At 65.4% G+C, this 17,486-nt stretch carries 19 protein-coding genes; 10 read left to right on the plus strand and 9 right to left on the minus strand.

The window, feature by feature from the left end; translation table 11 throughout:
- Nucleotides 1–70 precede the first annotated feature (70 nt).
- Nucleotides 71–835, minus strand: a complete 765-nt coding sequence (locus PCJ49_RS17100) for an SDR family oxidoreductase (protein WP_269911997.1) — start codon at nt 833–835, stop codon at nt 71–73.
- A gap of 160 nt (nt 836–995) precedes the next feature.
- Here PCJ49_RS17100 and ada point away from each other — a divergent pair, with 160 nt between their 5' ends.
- Nucleotides 996–2,087: a bifunctional DNA-binding transcriptional regulator/O6-methylguanine-DNA methyltransferase Ada gene (gene ada, locus PCJ49_RS17105; protein ID WP_269911998.1), complete on the plus strand. Its 1,092-nt coding sequence runs from the start codon at nt 996–998 to the stop codon at nt 2,085–2,087.
- Between the two features lie 3 nt (nt 2,088–2,090).
- On the opposite strand, the gene PCJ49_RS17110 is transcribed toward ada, so the two are convergent.
- From PCJ49_RS17110 to PCJ49_RS17120, 3 genes are all read right to left on the minus strand, one after another.
- Nucleotides 2,091–2,816: a GntR family transcriptional regulator gene (locus PCJ49_RS17110; protein ID WP_269911999.1), complete on the minus strand. Its 726-nt coding sequence runs from the start codon at nt 2,814–2,816 to the stop codon at nt 2,091–2,093.
- Nucleotides 2,817–3,088: 272 nt separating this feature from the next.
- On the minus strand, nt 3,089–3,994 hold the full coding sequence (locus tag PCJ49_RS17115; RefSeq protein ID WP_269912000.1) for a LysR family transcriptional regulator: 906 nt from the start codon (nt 3,992–3,994) through the stop codon (nt 3,089–3,091).
- Nucleotides 3,995–4,013: 19 nt separating this feature from the next.
- A complete protein-coding gene (locus tag PCJ49_RS17120; protein WP_269912001.1) occupies nt 4,014–4,730 on the minus strand; it encodes a hypothetical protein in 717 nt (238 codons plus the stop codon).
- A 364-nt stretch (nt 4,731–5,094) separates the two neighbouring features.
- Between PCJ49_RS17120 and PCJ49_RS17125 the strand changes: the two genes are divergently transcribed.
- Together PCJ49_RS17125 and PCJ49_RS17130 are read left to right on the plus strand one after the other, a co-directional pair.
- Nucleotides 5,095–6,345 (plus strand): class I SAM-dependent methyltransferase, encoded by a 1,251-nt coding sequence (locus PCJ49_RS17125; protein WP_269912002.1) that lies wholly within the window; start codon nt 5,095–5,097, stop codon nt 6,343–6,345.
- Nucleotides 6,345–6,698, plus strand: coding sequence for a hypothetical protein (locus PCJ49_RS17130; RefSeq protein ID WP_269912003.1), 354 nt, complete (start codon nt 6,345–6,347; stop codon nt 6,696–6,698). The genes PCJ49_RS17125 and PCJ49_RS17130 overlap by 1 nt, the downstream gene beginning before the upstream one ends.
- 358 nt (nt 6,699–7,056) lie before the next feature.
- Here PCJ49_RS17130 and PCJ49_RS17135 read toward each other — a convergent pair whose 3' ends face one another.
- From PCJ49_RS17135 to PCJ49_RS17155, 5 genes are all read right to left on the minus strand, one after another.
- Nucleotides 7,057–7,527: a hypothetical protein gene (locus PCJ49_RS17135; RefSeq protein WP_269912004.1), complete on the minus strand. Its 471-nt coding sequence runs from the start codon at nt 7,525–7,527 to the stop codon at nt 7,057–7,059.
- 416 nt (nt 7,528–7,943) lie between these two features.
- A complete protein-coding gene (locus tag PCJ49_RS17140; protein WP_269912005.1) occupies nt 7,944–8,714 on the minus strand; it encodes a hypothetical protein in 771 nt (256 codons plus the stop codon).
- Nucleotides 8,704–9,204: a DUF6468 domain-containing protein gene (locus PCJ49_RS17145; protein ID WP_269912006.1), complete on the minus strand. Its 501-nt coding sequence runs from the start codon at nt 9,202–9,204 to the stop codon at nt 8,704–8,706. The genes PCJ49_RS17140 and PCJ49_RS17145 overlap by 11 nt, the downstream gene beginning before the upstream one ends.
- The gene (gene fliM / locus PCJ49_RS17150) at nt 9,185–10,252 is read right to left on the minus strand and encodes a flagellar motor switch protein FliM (protein WP_247878491.1); all 1,068 of its coding nucleotides are present in this window, start codon (nt 10,250–10,252) and stop codon (nt 9,185–9,187) included. Before fliM ends, PCJ49_RS17145 begins: the two co-directional genes overlap by 20 nt.
- A gap of 11 nt (nt 10,253–10,263) precedes the next feature.
- Nucleotides 10,264–10,758: a flagellar basal body-associated FliL family protein gene (locus tag PCJ49_RS17155; protein WP_089288154.1), complete on the minus strand. Its 495-nt coding sequence runs from the start codon at nt 10,756–10,758 to the stop codon at nt 10,264–10,266.
- Nucleotides 10,759–10,938: 180 nt separating this feature from the next.
- Here PCJ49_RS17155 and fliF point away from each other — a divergent pair, with 180 nt between their 5' ends.
- The 7 genes from fliF (at nt 10,939) to PCJ49_RS17190 (ending at nt 17,476) form a co-directional block, all read left to right on the plus strand.
- Nucleotides 10,939–12,645 (plus strand): flagellar basal-body MS-ring/collar protein FliF, encoded by a 1,707-nt coding sequence (gene fliF, locus PCJ49_RS17160; protein ID WP_269912007.1) that lies wholly within the window; start codon nt 10,939–10,941, stop codon nt 12,643–12,645.
- A 2-nt stretch (nt 12,646–12,647) separates the two neighbouring features.
- The gene (locus PCJ49_RS17165) at nt 12,648–13,316 is read left to right on the plus strand and encodes a hypothetical protein (protein WP_269912008.1); all 669 of its coding nucleotides are present in this window, start codon (nt 12,648–12,650) and stop codon (nt 13,314–13,316) included.
- A 64-nt stretch (nt 13,317–13,380) separates the two neighbouring features.
- A complete protein-coding gene (fliN, locus tag PCJ49_RS17170) occupies nt 13,381–13,698 on the plus strand; it encodes a flagellar motor switch protein FliN (protein WP_244559509.1) in 318 nt (105 codons plus the stop codon).
- Nucleotides 13,698–14,537: a flagellar type III secretion system pore protein FliP gene (gene fliP / locus PCJ49_RS17175; protein ID WP_269912009.1), complete on the plus strand. Its 840-nt coding sequence runs from the start codon at nt 13,698–13,700 to the stop codon at nt 14,535–14,537. Before fliN ends, fliP begins: the two co-directional genes overlap by 1 nt.
- A complete protein-coding gene (locus PCJ49_RS17180) occupies nt 14,537–14,875 on the plus strand; it encodes an EscU/YscU/HrcU family type III secretion system export apparatus switch protein (RefSeq protein WP_269912010.1) in 339 nt (112 codons plus the stop codon). Before fliP ends, PCJ49_RS17180 begins: the two co-directional genes overlap by 1 nt.
- 19 nt (nt 14,876–14,894) lie before the next feature.
- Nucleotides 14,895–15,914 (plus strand): flagellar motor switch protein FliG, encoded by a 1,020-nt coding sequence (locus PCJ49_RS17185; RefSeq protein ID WP_089288149.1) that lies wholly within the window; start codon nt 14,895–14,897, stop codon nt 15,912–15,914.
- Nucleotides 15,915–15,916: 2 nt separating this feature from the next.
- Nucleotides 15,917–17,476 (plus strand): hypothetical protein, encoded by a 1,560-nt coding sequence (locus tag PCJ49_RS17190; protein ID WP_269912011.1) that lies wholly within the window; start codon nt 15,917–15,919, stop codon nt 17,474–17,476.
- Nucleotides 17,477–17,486: the final 10 nt, after the last annotated feature.

A 17,486-nucleotide genomic window follows, 5' to 3' on the forward strand; every position in this document is an offset into this window, starting at 1 on the left:
GACAGGGAAACCAAGGGGCATGTCGATGCCCCTTGGAGGCCGGCGACCGCCGGCTGAGGACAAAACAGACTCACCCCCGCGTGATGGACACCCCGCCATCGACCAGCAGGCTGGTACCGGTGACGAAGCTGGCGGCATCCGATGCCAGATAGAGCGCCGCCTGGGCGATTTCCGCCGGGTCGGCCAGCCGTTTCAGCGCGTGCAAGCCCTCCACGAACTGCCGTGCCTCCGGCGTGGCGGCCGCCGCCCTGCCCATGGGCGTGTCGGTGCCGCCGGGCAACAGGGCATTGGCGCGGATATTATGCGGCCCATATTCCGCCGCGATCACCTGCACCAGCCCGCCCAGCCCCGCCTTGGCGGCCGCATAGGCGGCCATGCCGGGAAAGCCCACCGTATGGCCGACAAAGCTGGAGGTGAAGATCAGCGATCCGCCGCCGCGTTCCAGCATGGCCAGAACCTGATAGCGCGCGGCCAGAAAGGCGCTGGTCAGGTTGACATCCAGCACATGGCGCCAGTTCTCCAGGCTCAGGCCGGCCAGCGGCGCATTCTCCCCCAGGGTGCCAGCATTGTTGAAGGCAATGTCCAGCCCGCCGAACCGCTCCACCGCCATTTTCACCGCCGCCACGGCCGTTGCCTCCTCGGCGACATCGCCGGCCACCGGGATGGCCTCACCGCCCGCCGCCGCGATCTCCGCCGCCAGTTCGGCCAGGGCGGCCTCCCGCCGGGCGACAAGCACCAGCCGGGCGCCTTGCCGGGCGAACAGCCGTGCCGCCGCATAGCCGATGCCGGAACTGGCGCCGGTGATGATGGCGACCTTGCCCGCAAGCTGTGTCATGTTTGCTGATCCCTTGTTGGTTTATGGCCAATGACGGGGGCGACCATGCCGGCAGAGTGGCCCTTGCCGCGCTCCGTTTTTTGCCCTGGAACTGCGGCAGCGAATTTGAGAGCAAGCGGCGGAGTGGGCAGCGGGCAAGGGCCTGATAGGGAAGGGGACCATGACAGGCCCGAAAGAGATGCCGGATATGAAAGACCAGCCAAGCACCATCGAAAATGACCCACGTTGGGCCCAGTTACAGGCCCGCGACCCGGCGGCAGAGGGACAGTTTTTCTATGGCGTGAAGACGACGGGGGTTTATTGCCGGCCCACCTGCCCCTCGCGCCTGCCCAAGCCGGGAAATGTCAGTTTCCATGCAAGCTGTGCGGCGGCAGAGGCGGCGGGCCTGCGCCCCTGTCGGCGCTGCAACCCGCGCGGTCCGTCGCTGGCCGCCGCCAATGCTGCCATCGTGGCGGAAGCCTGCCGCCGGATCGAAGCGGCGGAAACCCCGCCCCGGCTGGACGATCTGGCGGCCCAGATGGGCTGGAGCCCGTTTTACTTTCACCGCCAGTTCAAGGCCGCCACCGGCCTGACGCCCAAACAATATGCCACGGCGCAACAGGCAAGCCGGGTGCGGGCCGAACTGGCCGATGCCGGGGGCAGCGTCACCCGCGCCATTTACGAGGCCGGCTTCAACGCCAACAGCCGGTTTTATGAGAAATCCGACCAGCTGCTGGGCATGACCCCCACCCGGTTCAAGCGCGGCGGCCAGGATGTTTCCATCCGTTTTGCGCTGGCCCAGTGCGCGCTGGGCGCCCTGCTGGTCGCCTGTTCGGACAAGGGCATCTGCGCCATCACGCTGGGGGATGACCCGGAGGCGCTGTTGCGCGACCTGCAGGACCGTTTCCCCCGCGCCCATCTGGTGGGCGGGGATGGCGAATTTGAACGGCTGGTCGCCCGCGTGGTGGGCTTTGTCGAAGCACCGCGCCTGGGGCTGGACCTGCCGCTGGATGTGCAGGGCACGGCGTTTCAGCAACGGGTCTGGCAGGCGCTGCGGGAAATCCCGGTAGGCCAGACCGCCAGCTATGCCGACATCGCCGCCCGCATCGGGGAGCCCAAGGCCGTGCGCGCCGTCGCCCAGGCCTGTGCTGCCAACAAGATCGCCGTGGCCATCCCCTGCCATCGCGTGGTGCGCCATGATGGCAACCTGTCAGGCTATCGTTGGGGCGTGGAGCGCAAACGCGCTTTGCTGGCGGCAGAGGCGGAGGGGTGAAGCTCAGTGCTCCCCCCGCTCCCGGCTGTAACTCATGGAATAAACGAAGCGGTCGGCGGGGTGGACGGTTTCGCTGGCCAGGAACAGATGCCCCTGGGCATCGAGATAGAGCCGCCGGGTCAGCAGCGCTGCACTGCCCGTGGCCGTGCCCAGCAACTGCGCCAGCAGGCTATCCAGCACAATGGCGCTGATCTGCTGGTCGATGCGGCTGGCGGCCACGCCAAACCGCGTTTCAATGGCATCGGCCACGGTGGCGGCGGCCACGATCTCCCCCGGATCGGGCGCGCAATCACCCCGAATCAACATGCGGGTCAGCCCCACCGTCTTGGCACCATTGCCACGCCGGCCGCGCAGTTCGCGCCATTGCGCCGGGTCCACCTGGATGGTGGCGGCCAGACCATCGGCGGGGGCGGGGCCGTAATAGATGACGCCCAGCCGGGCGCTGCGCACATATTGCAGCAGATCCTGAAAGCCGCCCAGCGGCTGCACGAACATGGCCGGTTCCGGCGGGGCCGTCACCACCGTGCCGGCCCGCCGCTTGCGGCTGACCAGCCCTTCATCGGTCAACAGGCGCAGCGCATCGCGCACCGTGTGGCGGGAAATATCATAGAGCGCGCACAGCTCATGCTCGGTCGGCAGCGTATCGCCCACCTTATAGGTGCCATTGCCGATCTGGGCGCGCAGCATCTGGGCAATCTGCTGGTAACGCGGGGCGGCACCGCTGGGCATGGGGTGTTCCTTTTTGGGTTCAGCGTCTTTGGAAGGGTTTGTCGTTAATTTTCAATGTACTGAAATCAATATGCTCGCTCCGCTTTCCTCTCTCTCTCTACCGTCACCCCGGCGGAGGCCGGGGTCCAGTTTCGTAGAGCGAGGCGCCCGTGGCCCCTGGACCCCGGCCTCCGCCGGGGTGACGGTAGAAGGGGCGTGAAGGGGACGGAAAGTTACTTAAAGCCTGTGCCGACGCGCAGCGGCTGGATGGTGTTAAGGAAAAAAACAGCCACTCACCCACCCCCCGCCATCTCCCGCAACCGCCCCGCCTCCTGGCGCAGCAGGTCGATCATCTCGGTTTCCACCGGTGTCAGGGTGGCGCGGCGGCGGCGGAGCAGCACCAGCGGCGTGGTCCAGCGCCCATCCGCCAGATCGCGCCCCACCAGACCCGGCACCCCTTCCACCATGGAATGCGGCAGAATGGCCAGCATGTCGCTGCTGCCCAGCATCTGCATCCCGAAATGGCTGGTGCTGGTGGAAATGCGCGGCTGGATGGGGGGAATGCCGGCATCCATGAAATGCTGGTCCACCCGTTCATCCAGCCCGTCCGGCAGCTTGCCGAAAATCCAGTCGGCATCGGCCAGATCGGCGATGGAACGGGCCGCTGCCAGCTTGGGGTTGCCCACCCGCCCCACCACCAACCAGCGCTCATCGCCTAAGCTGGTGGCCATGATCTGCGGGTCGATGCCGGGGATGCCGGTGGTGACGGCCAGATCGATCTCACCGGCCAGCAGCAGCCGCACGAAATGCGGGGCCGTGCCCGGTTCCACCTTCAACACCAGGCGCGGGAAGCGCCGCAACAGGGCGCTGACCGCGTGCCGCCCGATGCCGGATGCGGCGATGGGGCTGAGGCCGATGGCAAATTGCGTGGTGCTGCGCCCCAGCGCCACATCCACATCGCGGCGGAAATGCGCCACCTCCGCCAGCACATTCTGGGCGCGGCTCAACAAAGCCTCGCCCATGCGGGTCAGCATGATGCCCTTGGGCGTGCGTTCCAGCAACGCCACGCCCAATTCGCTTTCCAGCCGGGCGAGGCTTTTCGATAAAGCCTGCTGGCTCAGGCCCCGTTGGCGGGCCGCCAGGGTCAGGCTGCCCGTTTCCACCACGGTGAGGAAATATTCCAGATCGCGCAGTTCCATCGGGCCTGTGCCTGCAAGGTCAGATCGGCTTCACCGTGCCCAGGAAGGCCATGGTGATGATGCCGGCCCAGTAGAAATAGGCAAGCTTGCGGGAAAACGCCATGGCCGAGGCCATCTTCTGTTCAATGGCGGCATTGGGGCCGCCCGACACCAGCTTGCGGAAATCGGTCACCCAGTCGCGCATCACAAAGCGCAGGATCAGCCCGATGATCAGCAGGCCGGAGAACAAGGTCGCCTTGGCGGCGTACCAGTGCGCCGTGAAGGGGCCGCCGGTCACCAGACTATAGACACCGGCGATGAACAAGGCCGGGATAACGAAATACCGGATCGCCTCATCCAGCTTGGTCAGCAGGATGCCCAGATCGCTGCCGCGCTGGAAGAAGGCGGTCAGCGTCAGCGACAGCCAGCCAGCGACGAAAATCCACATGCCCACAAGCCAGGGGCCGCCCAGCGGCTGCACACCCAGATTATTGCCCATATGCAGCCCCAGCGGCAGCAGCAGGATGATACCGGTGCGGGCCAGAATATCAATGCGATAGGCGGTTTCCATATGGCGCAGCCGTTCATCCAGCGGCAGATCGGGCCGCGCGATATTGCGCGCCGCGTTGAACACGCCCCATTCCCCGCCCAGCCAATAGGCCATGGCGATGATGTGCAGCCAGCGCAGCACCAAATGTTCATCCAAATACATACCCAGCAGTTCCATGACCCGATCCTGTTCCTGTTGAACGCTCATGGGGCTTGCCGCCCCTTTCAGTGTCTGTCTGAGAGATTTTGCTTTGTTCCCCCGTCACCTCGGCCTTCGCCGGGGTGACGGTGAAGTTGAAAGCAAAGAGACCTTTCCAGACAGACACTGAGGGGCGACCCCATTTGTCCTGACATATTCCGAACTTCTGGCTGTGCTGTCCAATCACGCTGGGGAGAATCGGCACAAAATCCGGTTGTGAATTGACCGAACATATTCCGGTACACAAACAAAATTTGTAGTGTTTGACAATTGGATGTGGGGCAATCAGCCCCCACCGGCCCTAGGCTTCATGCATCCCAGCGATCAGCCCCGGCCCTCGACGGTCGGGGCCGCAAATAAGGAGGCTTCAAGCATGGATGGTTCGGGTAACATTACCGATGCACGCGCCCAGGCGGCGTTGGCCGCCTATGACGGCCCGCCGGATTACCGCGTGGTCGGTCAGCATGGCATCTATCCCACGCTGACCCATGATGAGATTGAACGGTTCAATTTCCTGGCCCAGATGAACCGCTTCCTGGCCGGCAAGGTGATGCCGGGCGTGAAGACCGCCTTCGACAAGCGCGTCGCCCCCACCTTCAAGGCGGAGCACAGCCGCGATTTCAAGGATCGGCACGAGGTGCGCAAGGCCCTGGCCAAGGATCCCTATTGGCAGCTCTGGTCGGCGCTGCGCCGTTCCACCATGGAAACCCGCCAGCAGGCCGGCCGCTGGGTCACCCTGCGCCAGCGGGAAGAGCTGGCGGAACGCGCCGCCGCCCTGATCGGGGCCGATACCGACCGGCTGGTGCTGGACCCGGATCTGAAGCTGCCGCGCTATGTGGAAGCCATCGACCATCATTGTATGCCGGGCAGCTATCACACCGAATATGGTCCGGGTGATGTGGCCAATGCCGCCAATTATGATTGCGGCCTGTTCGCCACCACCGGCGGCATGTTGGGCCGCTTCAATGATGGCGGCGGTCAGGCCGTTGCCCGCTGGGTGAAGAAGAACCTGCCGGACTTCCAGCCCAAGCGCATTCTGGATATTGGCTGCGGCCTGGGCCACAATGTGCTGCCCATCGCCCAAGCCTACCCGGATGCCGAGGTGGTGGCCGTGGATGTCGGCGCGCCGATGCTGCGCTATGGTCTGGCCCGGGCGCAGAGCCTGGGGGTGAAGAATGTCACCTTCGTGCAGGCCAATGTGGAAAGCCTGCCCCAGTTTGCCGATGGCAGCTTCGACTGGGTGCAGTCCACCATGTTCCTGCATGAAACCAGCTACGCTTCCATGCAGCGCATCTTCAAGGAAAGCTATCGCCTGCTGGCGCCGGGCGGCATCGTCGCCCATGTCGAACAGCCGCAATATGCCGCCACCATGCCGCTGTTCGAACAGGCCATGCGCGATTGGGACGCGTTCTATAACGCCGAACCGTTCTGGACCAAGATGCACGAGGTCGATCTGGATGCCTGGCTGGTTGCGGCCGGCTTCCCGGCTGACAGCCTGATCCATGGCGGCGTCACCGCCGTGGTCGATAAGAGCGTGTTCCCCGACGCCGCCGAGGATGACGGTGAGGATTATGGCCGCAAGGCCGCCTGGCACGTGGTTGGTGCCCGCAAGGAGGTGAAGTGATGTCCGTGCAGTTCGCCCTGTCCGCCGCCTCCGCCAAGCCCACCGGCAAGCGTCCGCGTTTCCTGGAGAATTGGGAAACCGAACGGCTGCTGACCATCACCATGGCGCTGGCCACCGAACTGTCGGTGACCCGTCAGCGCCTGGATACCTTGGAGCGCCTGCTGGCCGCCAAGGGTATGGTTGCCCGCGATGAGGTGGAGACCTTCACCCCCACCAAGGCCGAAGCCGCCGAACGTGGCCTGTGGCAGCAGGAATTCCTGACCCGCATCCTGCGCGTGGTGCAGCAGGAAGCCGAGGCCATCAACGCCACGGATGACACCAGCGAGAATATCGCGGACGAGTTGGCCTCGTAAGGGGCCGGGCGGGGGCGGTTTCTGCTGCTCCCGCTTTCTCTGCGGTCGTCCCGGCTTTCTCGCCCATCATCCCGCTTCTTCACCGTCACCCCGGCCGCAGCATGGGTGACGGCAGAGAAAGCCGAGGTGACGGTGAGGAGAGCGGAAAAAGGGGGCGAGCGTCTTCATCGGCTTTTATGAAGGCGTGCGATGTCCCCCCGCTCCGGTGCGTTTTTGCGCCGGTCAAGCCCCCTTAGCGGACGTAACGCTAGCGGGCATTGTCCTCTTCATCGTAAACGCGGCCGTCTGCACCACTGTCTGGCTGGACCATTACCCCGCCGGAGAACCGACGGGGTAATGAAGCGCTGACGGGAAGCAATCACAACAGCCAAGCATAAAAGGCAATGGGGTGATTGGGGGCCAGCTTCCATTTATCCAAATCCCCCAGTGTTTGATACCAGTTGTTCCAAAGGCCATTATTGAATGTATAGTAGAAGTGATTGACAGGTACAGCGCCTAAATCTTTTTCGGTGGGTGTATAGAAAGCGATGCCCTTCGGATTTTCGTCAGTTACGTAGAGGATCCAACCCGAAGACGGGTTCGCATCCGTACTGTAATAGAAGCGCTGAGGATTATCTGTGGTAGGATAGGCAATTGTGAATTGGTAAACAGGTACAGAGTTCTTCTTATCGGAAGAGACGCCGGCAAAGAAGGCAATGGGATCAGTATCCAGTTCAAATCCCTTAGGGACACCTTTGCCGTCAGATTTGAAACTCAAATACATACGGGTTAAGGAGTTTCCAACAGAAGGTGCAATATAACGAAAGAGAGGAAGAGCTATTTCCGCCATTTCTGTCTCCATTCATGGGCATGATTTGCCATGTCAGCCGAAAATTTAGAGAATCTCGGCGACTGCACACGAGATGTGTGCGGATTTTTTCTATCATAAAAACAACCAAAAGTAATTACTGTCATTCTATATGATGCAATTGATCATATTCTGTATAATTTTACTAATTTTAATAGAGTTTTCTATATTTCTACCATCAAAAGCACAATGTTCTTATATCGGATTAAGTTTCTGGGGTTCGCCATGCAATGCCCTTTCCAGCGCCTGCCCTGGGTTTCACCGCGTGTCTGTAAAGACCGCCGATTAGGCTTGATCTGCAATCAAATGTCAGAATTCATGTAAATGGCCTTGAAAGCAAAAAGGCGGACAGCGCTGGCTGCCCGCCTTTTTCGGCCTCGCATGTACGGTGCGCCGTTTCACGGCCGCTCCGCCGTCTGCGTCGTGGCACGGGTGCGGTTTTTGCTGGCGGGGCCGTTGCGGTCGGCCGGCAGCAGGCGGCGCTGGGCCATGGTGCGGGTCAAGCTGTTGACCTTGGCGGCATCCATTTCCGCCAGAATGGGGGCGGAACGGCGTTCCTGCATCAGATCCATCAGATCCACCAGGATTTCCGCATCGGTTTCATTCAGCAGCCGGGCGGCATCCTTGGGCTTCATGCTTTCATAGATGGCCACCAGCCGTTGCAGATCGGCCTTGGCCATGCTGGCGCGGCGGTCCAGCAGGCCGGTCACTTCCTTGCCGGCAGCCTCCAGCCGGGCCAGCTGTTCGCGGGCCTTGGCCTCTGCGGCGGCCAGCATCTGCGCCCGCACCTCCAGTTCCGCCCGGCGCTCGGCCAGGGCCTTGCGCTCCGCCGTCAGCATGTCGGCCAGCCCCGGCTCACAGGCCGACAGGCTGGCCAGATTGGCAGTGCCGGCGGTGGGCGGGCGGGCCAGCAGGTCGGTCACCCCGGCATCGGCGCTGCTGTTGGCGGAGGCAGCGGCCGAAGCCTGGGCATTGGCCGGTGCCGGGGTGGCGGCGGCCTGGGGCTTTTCCGTCACCGGATCATCGCCGAACGCGGCCACCGAGGCGGCATAAAGCGGGGCGGCCAGACCGCAGATGGTGATCATCACCGGCAGCAGGCGCGGGCGTGGCAGCTTGGCCGGCCAGCCCTTTGCCAGACCCTGGCCCAGCTTCTTGGCATCAAAGCGCACGGAATGTCTCCCGGAACAGGCGCAGGGCGGCGGCACGGTCGCCTTGGTCGGTGGGGCCGGCCGGGCGGACGGGGCCGCGCTGCTGCGGTGGGACTTGCTTGCCCGGTTTGCCGCGCTTGGCCCCTTGCGGGGACGCCGGGTTCGGCTGTGCCGTCACCGCCGCCGCCCCCGTTTCCAGCCTTGCCAGCATGGCGGCGATATCGGCGGTGGTGGCATCGATGGCGGTCTTCATCCGGTCCGCCTCTTCCAGGGAGCGGCCGAGATCGCCCGCCAGTTGCTGGGCCACGCCGCGCATGGTGGTGATGGCCTTTTCCGCCCCATCCACCTGATCGGAACAGGCACGCAACAGGGTGCGCAGTTCCGACTGTGCCCCGCGCATCGCCGTCACCTTCTCGTTCAGGCGCACCAGATAGAACAGGGTGCCGAGAAACAGCGCTGCCATGGCCAGATTGATGAAGGGGGACAGCGCCTCAACGCTTGAGAAGACCATGGATCACCTCATCCTGGCCGCCCAGGTCGGTTTCGATGCGGATGGCGATGCGGCCATTGCGCTGGCCCATTTCGCCGGCGAACATCTGCACATGGCCACAGGTCAGCGTGGCGCGGGTTTCTGGCCGTGCATCCAGTTTCAACTGGGTGCCGGGCTTCCAGTTCAGGATATCGGCCAGATTGACCGTGGCCTGGCCCAGCACGGCGGACAGGTCCACATTGGTGCGGCGCAGTTCCGATTTCAGATGGGTTTCCCACATCGCATCACGGCCGAACTTTTCGCCCATGAATTGCTGCAACAGCACATTGCGCACCGGTTCCAGCGAGGCATAGGGGATCAGCAGGCTCATCCCCCCTGACCGCCCATCCAGCATGATGCGGAAGGTGACGGCGACGGCGGCATTATTGGCCCGGGTGATGGTGGCGAACTGCGGGTTCGTCTCAATCCGCTCCGGTGCGAACTGCACGACGGTCAGGGGGGCGAAGGCCGCCGACAGGTCGCGCAGCGCCATCTTGATGGCGCGTTCGGCGAGCGCGCGTTCGATCACCGTATAGGGGCGGCCATCGATGGGGGCCGGTTCGCTGCGCCGCCCGCCCAGCAGGATATCGACGATGGAATAGATCAGCTCGCTATCCACGGTCAGCAGCAGGGTGCTGTCCCATTCCTCCGCCTTCACCACGGTGATCAGGGAGGGCAGCGGCACCCCGGAAAGGAAATCGCCAAAGCGCACCGAGTCCGGGGCCTCCGCCGTCACTTCCACATTGCCCGTGGTCATGTTGCGGAAGGAGGAGGAGAGCAGGCGGACCAGCCGGTCGAAAATCACGTCCAGCATGGGCAGCCGGTCGTAATTGACGAAGCTGGAATTGACGATCTGGTCAATGACGCTGCGCGGTGCGGCACCGGCAATATCGTCGAACTGCAAAAGGCGGTCGATCTCCTTCTGGCTCAACATCTTGTCGCCTTCGCTGCCCAGCATGGATTCCCAGGCCAGGGCATCATCGCCACCGTCGCCACCTTCTTCCATGCCCGGCATCTCGGTATCGCTCATGGCTACCCCCACTATTGTAGGATCAGGGTGCGCAACAACACGCCTTCCACCGGCAGCGGATCGGCCAGCAGGCGCACCCGGCGCAGGATTTCCGTGCGCAGCGTTTCCACGCCCAGCCTTCCTTCCAGATCATGTTCATCCAGGCCACGCAGATAGGATTGCAGCCCATCCACCAGCACCGGCGCCATGGCGGCCAGCTTGGCATTATTGTCCGGGGCCACCTGCAGGGTGACGCCGATCTTCATCAGCCGCACGCTGGCCGTGCCGCGCAGATTGACCAGCATTTCCGGCAGGGTGACGAACTGGGCGGCCGTGGCTTCCCGTGCGGCCTGATCGGCGGCCTGCTTGTTATCTTCCAGCGCCGTCAGCCGCCCGGCCGCCAGCCCCAGCACGCCGCCCGCCAGCCCGACACCCACGATCACCATCAGGCGCCGCCGGTCCGGCGTGGCCGCCTTGGCCGGCGGGGGCAGACGCTTTTCAAGTCGATCAAATGTACTGTCAGTCATCGTCGATCCCGCCGCAGAAGATACAGGGCAATTCCGAAGTATTTTCGTGAATTTGTCTGAACTTTTTCCGTCGCCGTTTTTACGCCCGTTAAAAGTGCCTCGGCTAAGGTTGCGTCCAGGTCACCGGCTGAACATAGCCGCGGCCGGTTTCCAGAAACGTTAAAGAGCCGAGGCACCAGCGTGGCGAAACTCCTTCAGAACCTGACGGCGTTGGGACCGAAGCGGCTGGCCCTGATGGGCGTGACAGCGGCCCTGGTGCTGCTGGCGGTGGGGCTTGTCGGCTTCACCGTGACCCGTCCCACCATGGGCGTGCTCTATGCCGGGCTGGACGATGCGGAGGCCGGGCGCATCCTGGCGCAGTTGCAGACCATGAATGTGACGCACGAGGTCGGCGGCGGGGCCGGCGTGATCCGCGTGCCGGTGGAACAGATCGCCCGCATCCGCATGGAACTGGCCCAGCAGGGCCTGCCCAGCGCCGGCGGTGTGGGCTATGAGCTGTTTGACAGCCAGGGGGCGCTGGGCATGACCTCCTTCATGCAGAAGATGAACCGGCTGCGCGCCATGGAAGGCGAACTTGCCCGCACCATCCAGACGCTGAACGGCGTGCGCTCGGCCCGCGTGCATCTCTCCCTGCCGGATAATGAGACATTCCAGGCCCAGACCGCCCCGCCATCGGCCTCCGTCGTGGTGCGCACGGCGGGGGCGGGGCTGGAACGGTCGCAGGCGCTGGCCGTGCGCCATCTGGTATCCGCCGCCGTGCCGGGTCTGCGCCCTGGCAATGTGACGGTGATGGACGGGTCAGGCGTGGTGCTGGCCGCCGAGGATGGCGCTGCCGACGGCATGGCCCTGGTGCGGGCCGAAGAACTGCGCGCCAGCACCGAACAGCGGCTGGCCCGCGCGATTGAGGAAATTCTGGTGCCAAAATTCGGCCCCGGCAATGTGCGGGTGCGTGTGGCGGCCGAACTGGATCTGGGCCGCGAAACCCTGCGCGAACAGACCTATGACCCCAATGGCCGGGTCGAACGCTCGGTGCAGACGGTCAGCGAGCGGGAAAATTCCAGCGACCGGCAGACGGAAAAACCCACGACGGTGGAACAGAATCTGCCGCTGGAAAATGTGAATGATGCGCCGGCCACCGGGTCGCGCTCCGACACCGCGCGGGAGGAGGAGACGACCAATTACGAGGTCAGCTCCAAACTGCGCGAGCGGGTGCAGGATGCCGGCGATATCCGCCGGCTGGCCGTGGCCGTGGTGGTGAACGGCACCTACGTGGCCGGCGGCAACGGGCCCAGCACCTATCAGCCGCGCAGCGAAGCCGAGTTGCGGCAGGTGGAAAATGTCGTGCGCACGGCCATCGGCTTTTCCGAAGACCGGGGCGATCAGGTGACGGTGGAAAACCTGCAATTCCTGGAAGAACCGGTGCCGGCCGAAGTGGCCGCCGCCGTGGCAGCAGCGGATGAGGGCTGGAAGCGTTATCTGCCCTGGGGCATCGCCGCCCTGGCGGTCACCCTGCTGGTGGTCATGGCGCTGCGCCCCTTGCTGGGCCGCGGACTGGCCCCGACGCCGGCCCTGGCCGGGGTGCCATCCGACATGGCCGGCGATGGTGCCCCGCAACTGACCAGCGAGGCGCCCGCCGCCGCGCCGCAGATCGCCCCGCCGCCCAATAATGCCGTCGCTGCCGCCGCACCGGCCAAACTGGCAGCGGAAGAGGATGAAAATAACAGCGGCATGTCGCTGGAAGAGGAGATGGACAGCCTGATCGACCTGCGGTCGGTGGAAGGCGGGGTCAGTGCTGCCGCCCTGCGCCGGCTGGCCGCCATGGTCGACACCCATCCCGAAGACAGCGTGAACGTACTGCGCGGCTGGATCTATGAAGGGAATTCCTGATCATGCGGCCTTTCCTGTTCAACATGCAGTTCCCGGCCGACAGCATCGGCAATGATCCGGCCACCCCGCCGGAACAGCCGCCCGCCTTCCATATGGGTGGCTTCACCGAAGAAGACCTGGAAGCGGTGCGCGACCGCGCCTTCAAGCAGGGGCTGGAAGTGGGCGCCCGCGACGGGTTCGAACGCGGCCAGCAGGCCCTGCGCCAGTCGGTGGAAGCCCAGCAGACCCAGGCGCTGGCCGCCGTGGAAGCAGCCCTTAACAGCGCCGGCAGCCGGCTGGATGCGCTGTGCAGCAAGCTGGAACAGGATACGGTGCGGGTGGTGACGGCCCTGGTCGGCCGGCTGGCCCCGCCGCTGCTGGATGCGGTGGCGGAAGCAGAGCTGGACAATCTGCTGGCCGAAGTGCTGGCCGCCGCCGTGGGCCAGCCGGTGCTGGATCTGCGGCTGGCCCCGCCGGCCGCCGAACGGCTGCGCCCGCAGATCGACGATCTGGCCGCCAAGGCCGGATTCCGGGGCAAGATCAACATCATCGCCGATGCAACGCAACCGGCCGGTGCCGCGCGCGCCGACTGGGGCAGCGGCGGGGCCGAACACAGCCCGCGCAGCCTGGAACGCCAGTTGGGCGATGCGGTCGCCATCGCCATCAGCCGCCTGACCATCACCCGCCCCTGAGGGGCGGGACGACGACATATCCCGAACCGACGACAGCCAACCGGCATTGACAAAGGATCAAACCATGGTCGCACAGCAGGCGAATTTCCCCCCCGCCGGTGACGAAGAAACCGTCGCCCCGCAGGACCGGGACGAATTGAAGGCCATCTTCAACGTGCCGGTCAATGTGCAGGTGGTGCTGGGCAGCACCACCATGCCGGTCAGCCAGTTGCTGAAACTGGGGCGCGGTGCCGTGGTGGAACTGAACCGCAAGGTGGGGGAGGCCGTGGATGTCTATGTCAATGACCGGCTGATTGCGCGCGGCGAGGTGGTGATTGTCGATGAAGGCAATCTGGGCGTCACCATGACGGAAATCGTCAAGGCCGAGCTTGGGCTGATCTGATGCAATCCCCCCACCGTTCAGAAGGACGGCCCCTGAAACCGCCCCCGGCCGATGGCGGCTTTGGCTGGATTGGGGCGTTCGCCCTGGCCGCCGGTCTGGCCCTGCTGCTGCTGGCGGGGCCGGCGGATGCCCAATCAATCACGCTGGATGCCGGCACGGGCGGGGCCTCCTTCTCCGGCCGGCTGGTGCAGATCATGGCGCTGGTCACAGTGCTGTCGGTGGCACCGGGCCTGCTGGTGATGGTGACCAGCTTCACCCGCATCGTCGTGGTGCTGTCGCTGCTGCGCTCCGCGCTCGGCCTGCAGCAGACGCCCCCCAACATGGTGCTGGTTGGGCTGGGCCTGCTGCTGACCGCCTATATCATGGGCCCCACCATGGACCGCGCCTGGACCGAGGGCGTGCAGCCGCTGGTGGATGGCCAGATCACCGAGGAACAGGCGCTGGAACGCACGGTGGACCCGTTCCGCCAGTTCATGAAAACCCATGTCCGGCCCAAGGATCTGGACGCCTTTCAGGCCTTCAGCCAATTGGCTGGATCGCCCGCCCCTGCCGGGGTGCCCAAAGGCCCGGAGGCCGCCAAGGCGGAACCGGGTCTGCGCACCCTGGTGGCGGCCTTCGTGATTTCCGAACTGCGCCGGGCGTTTGAAATCGGCTTTCTGCTGTTCCTGCCCTTTCTGGTCATCGACATGATCGTGGCCGCCGTGCTGATGGCCATGGGCATGATGATGTTGCCGCCGGTTGTCATCTCCCTGCCGTTCAAGATCATCTTCTTCGTGCTGGTGGATGGCTGGCTGCTGGTGGCGCAAAGCCTGGTGCGCTCCTATGGCGGGGGTGGCTGATGGGGGATGATCCCGCCTGCCGCCCGGCCGCGCCGCCGCGCGGGTCTGCCCGCGCCGCCGCATTGCAATACCGCCGGGGTGACGATGCCCTGCCGCGCGTCGTCGCCTCTGGCCGGGGGGCGGTGGCTGAACGCATCGTTGATCTGGCCTTTGCCCATGGCGTGCCGGTGCGGGAGGACAGCGATCTGGCCGCCCTGCTGGCCAGTGTGGAGCCGGGCAACGACATCCCCATTGAGGCGATGATGGCCGTGGCTGAGGTGCTGAGCCACCTCTATCGCCTGAATAACTGGCTGGGCGCCGATGCCGCCCCGGCCAATCCCCTTTCCGACCGCGTTTGATCCGCCGGAGGTTCCGCCCATGTTGAAGGTACGCAGCGATTATAAAAGCCTGAACGGGATCGAGAAGGCCGCCGTCATTCTGCTGGCATTGGGGGAGGAACGCGGTTCCCGCCTGATGGAACGGCTGGAGGATGATGAAATCCGCGAGGTTTCCTATGCCATGGCGGGCCTGGGCACCGTGTCGGGCAAGATTGTCGAACGGCTGATCCGCGATTTCACCGAACGGTTCGCCGGTACGGGCGAGCTGGCCGGCACCTTCGACACCACCGAACGTTTCCTGTCCAAATTCATGAACGGGGAACGGGTGCAGGAAATCATGGCCGACCTGCGTGGCCCCGCCGGCCGGACCATGTGGGAGAAGATGAGCAATGTGAACGAGCAGGTGCTGGCCACATATCTGCGCAACGAACATCCCCAGACCATCGCCGTGGTGCTGACCAAGATCAGGCCCGAACATGCCGCCAAGGTGCTGGGCCTGCTGCCCGCCAATCTGGTGCAGATGGTGGTGGCCCGCATCATCAAGATGGAAGCCGTGCCGCGCGACGTGCTGGAGGATGTGGAAAAGACCCTGCGCAGCGAGTTCATGGCCAATTATGTGCGCACGCTGGGCCATGACAGCCACGCCATCATGGCGGAAATCCTCAACCGCACCGACCGGGGCGTGTTCGACATGATCATGGACCCGCTGGAACGCCGGATGCCGGAAAGTGCCACCCGCATCAAGCAACTGATGTTCACCTTCGAGGATCTGGCACGGCTGGACCCGCAGGCCATCCAGGTGCTGATCCGCAATTGCGAAGGCGATCAGTTGGCCTATGCGCTGAAGGGGCTGGATGAGGGGATGCAGAACCGCTTCCTGTCCAACATGTCCGAACGCGCCGCCAATATGGTGCGTGATGAGATCGAAATGATGGGGGCGGTGCGCGCCCGCGATGTGGAAGAGGCGCGGCTGGGCATTCTGAAAACCGCCAAGCAACTGGCCGATGCCGGGGAGATCATCATCACCAACAATGACAGCACCAGCCAGCTGGTCTACTGACCATGGCGGCCGGGGATGCCTTTACCGGGCCGCAGCCGGTCGGGCCCATCGCGGGCAGCAGCGGGGTGGCCGGCCCGGCAGGCCCGCTGGTGCGGCCGCTGCCCACCCTGCCGGTGCAGGCCACCATCCTGTCCCGCCCGCCGGACCTGCCTTCGGTGGGGATCACCCAGCTTGCCGGCACCATCGGTCCGGCCTTGCCGGATGGGGAAGTGCCGCTGGCCACCAGCCTGGGCACGGTGCTGCTGCGCCCCCTGCCGGGGGCCTGGCCGGCCGATCTGGCGCCGGGCAGCAGCGTCAATATCACCCTGGGACCGGGGGCGCGGGCCGGCAATCTGGAGGTGACGGGGCGGCCGCCCGCCGCCGCTGCGGCCACCGGGGCCGATGGCCATGCGGTCAATCCCCCCGTCACCAGCACCAAGCCGCTGGATAATGCCGCCGTGCTGCGCGGGTTGCTGGCCGGGGCCAATGGCACCTCCCCACAACAGCCGGTCATCCCTGGCCTGCGGGCCAGCCCGGCGGCGGTGCTGGCGGCCGGCACGGCGGCGCAGCCCATGCCCACCGCCCCGCAGACGGCCAGCCTGTCGGCGGCCAGCGGCGCCCTGCTCTCCAGTGCCGGCAGCAACCAGCCGCGCCCGCTGGCTGCCGCCATCCAGGCGCCCGGCCCGGCGGCAGCACCCCCGGCCAGTCTGGCCCAGACGCCGCAGGCCGTGGCCCAGGTCGCCCCCGACAGCGGGCCGGCCACCCAGGATCTGCTGCGCCATGCCACCCCACAGGCCCCGCTGGCCGGGGGCGGCAAGGCGGCACTGCCGCCGGGAATGGCCGCGCCGCTGGCAGACGATCTGGTGGTGGACAAGGGCAAGGCCGACAGCGCGCCAGCAGCGCCCCGCGCCGATCAGGCGCTGGCGGCGGCCCTGGCCCAGCCGGGCATGATGGCGCGCATGGCCGCTTTCATGCCGCGCCCGGACCGGCTGGGCGGGCTGGCCCTGATGCTCTATCTGTTCGGCGCCCGCAATGGCGGGGTGCGGGCCTGGCTGGGCGATGACCAGCTTCAGCATGTCACCAAGGGGGAGGCGGCGGCGCTGGCGGAACTGGATCAGGCCATGGTGCCGGTGACGCGGCTGGCCGGCGATGGCCAGGGCTGGACCAGCCTGCTGGTGCCCTTCATGGAGGGCGACAAGCCATCGGTCTTTCTGCTGGCCACGCTGGGCGGGCTGGTGGTGCCGGTGGAACGGGATCGGCCGGGCCAGGACCAGCCGGGGCCGGAGGGGGGAGAGGATGGCCCGCAGACCCTGCCGGCCAGCGCCTTCACCCTGGGCGTCCATCTCAGCGAATTGGGGGCGGTACAGGTGCAGGGGCTCTGCCTGCCCGGCCGCTTGTCGCTGGAGATCACCATCGCCGCCCTGCCCGAACCGCCCGACCGGGACGCCTTTGCCGAACGGCTGCAAACCGCCCTGGCAAGGGTTGAGCCCGGCAGCCATGTGCGCCTGCAGTGGGGCCACCCGCCCCTGGTGCCGGACCTGATGCCGGGTGGCGCCCAGCCGGTGATGGAACGGCGGGTTTAGTGTCTGTCCG

The sequence above is a fragment of the Niveispirillum sp. BGYR6 genome, from assembly GCF_027568365.1.
Lineage (GTDB): Bacteria > Pseudomonadota > Alphaproteobacteria > Azospirillales > Azospirillaceae > Niveispirillum.

Bases quoted from the DNA above. Each gene is read 5' to 3' on its own strand.
- PCJ49_RS17190 (WP_269912011.1), top strand. From the start codon at position 15,917: ATGGCGGCCGGGGATGCCTTTACCGGGCCGCAGCCGGTCGGGCCCATC.
- fliM (WP_247878491.1), bottom strand. From the start codon at position 10,252: ATGAGCGATACCGAGATGCCGGGCATGGAAGAAGGTGGCGACGGTGGC.
- PCJ49_RS17165 (WP_269912008.1), top strand. From the start codon at position 12,648: ATGCGGCCTTTCCTGTTCAACATGCAGTTCCCGGCCGACAGCATCGGC.
- PCJ49_RS17120 (WP_269912001.1), bottom strand. From the start codon at position 4,730: ATGAGCGTTCAACAGGAACAGGATCGGGTCATGGAACTGCTGGGTATG.
- PCJ49_RS17125 (WP_269912002.1), top strand. From the start codon at position 5,095: ATGGATGGTTCGGGTAACATTACCGATGCACGCGCCCAGGCGGCGTTG.
- PCJ49_RS17185 (WP_089288149.1), top strand. From the start codon at position 14,895: ATGTTGAAGGTACGCAGCGATTATAAAAGCCTGAACGGGATCGAGAAG.
- fliP (WP_269912009.1), top strand. From the start codon at position 13,698: ATGCAATCCCCCCACCGTTCAGAAGGACGGCCCCTGAAACCGCCCCCG.
- PCJ49_RS17130 (WP_269912003.1), top strand. From the start codon at position 6,345: ATGTCCGTGCAGTTCGCCCTGTCCGCCGCCTCCGCCAAGCCCACCGGC.
- PCJ49_RS17135 (WP_269912004.1), bottom strand. From the start codon at position 7,527: ATGGCGGAAATAGCTCTTCCTCTCTTTCGTTATATTGCACCTTCTGTT.
- PCJ49_RS17100 (WP_269911997.1), bottom strand. From the start codon at position 835: ATGACACAGCTTGCGGGCAAGGTCGCCATCATCACCGGCGCCAGTTCC.
- PCJ49_RS17110 (WP_269911999.1), bottom strand. From the start codon at position 2,816: ATGCCCAGCGGTGCCGCCCCGCGTTACCAGCAGATTGCCCAGATGCTG.
- PCJ49_RS17145 (WP_269912006.1), bottom strand. From the start codon at position 9,204: ATGGTCTTCTCAAGCGTTGAGGCGCTGTCCCCCTTCATCAATCTGGCC.
- fliN (WP_244559509.1), top strand. From the start codon at position 13,381: ATGGTCGCACAGCAGGCGAATTTCCCCCCCGCCGGTGACGAAGAAACC.
- ada (WP_269911998.1), top strand. From the start codon at position 996: ATGACAGGCCCGAAAGAGATGCCGGATATGAAAGACCAGCCAAGCACC.
- PCJ49_RS17155 (WP_089288154.1), bottom strand. From the start codon at position 10,758: ATGACTGACAGTACATTTGATCGACTTGAAAAGCGTCTGCCCCCGCCG.
- PCJ49_RS17180 (WP_269912010.1), top strand. From the start codon at position 14,537: ATGGGGGATGATCCCGCCTGCCGCCCGGCCGCGCCGCCGCGCGGGTCT.
- PCJ49_RS17115 (WP_269912000.1), bottom strand. From the start codon at position 3,994: ATGGAACTGCGCGATCTGGAATATTTCCTCACCGTGGTGGAAACGGGC.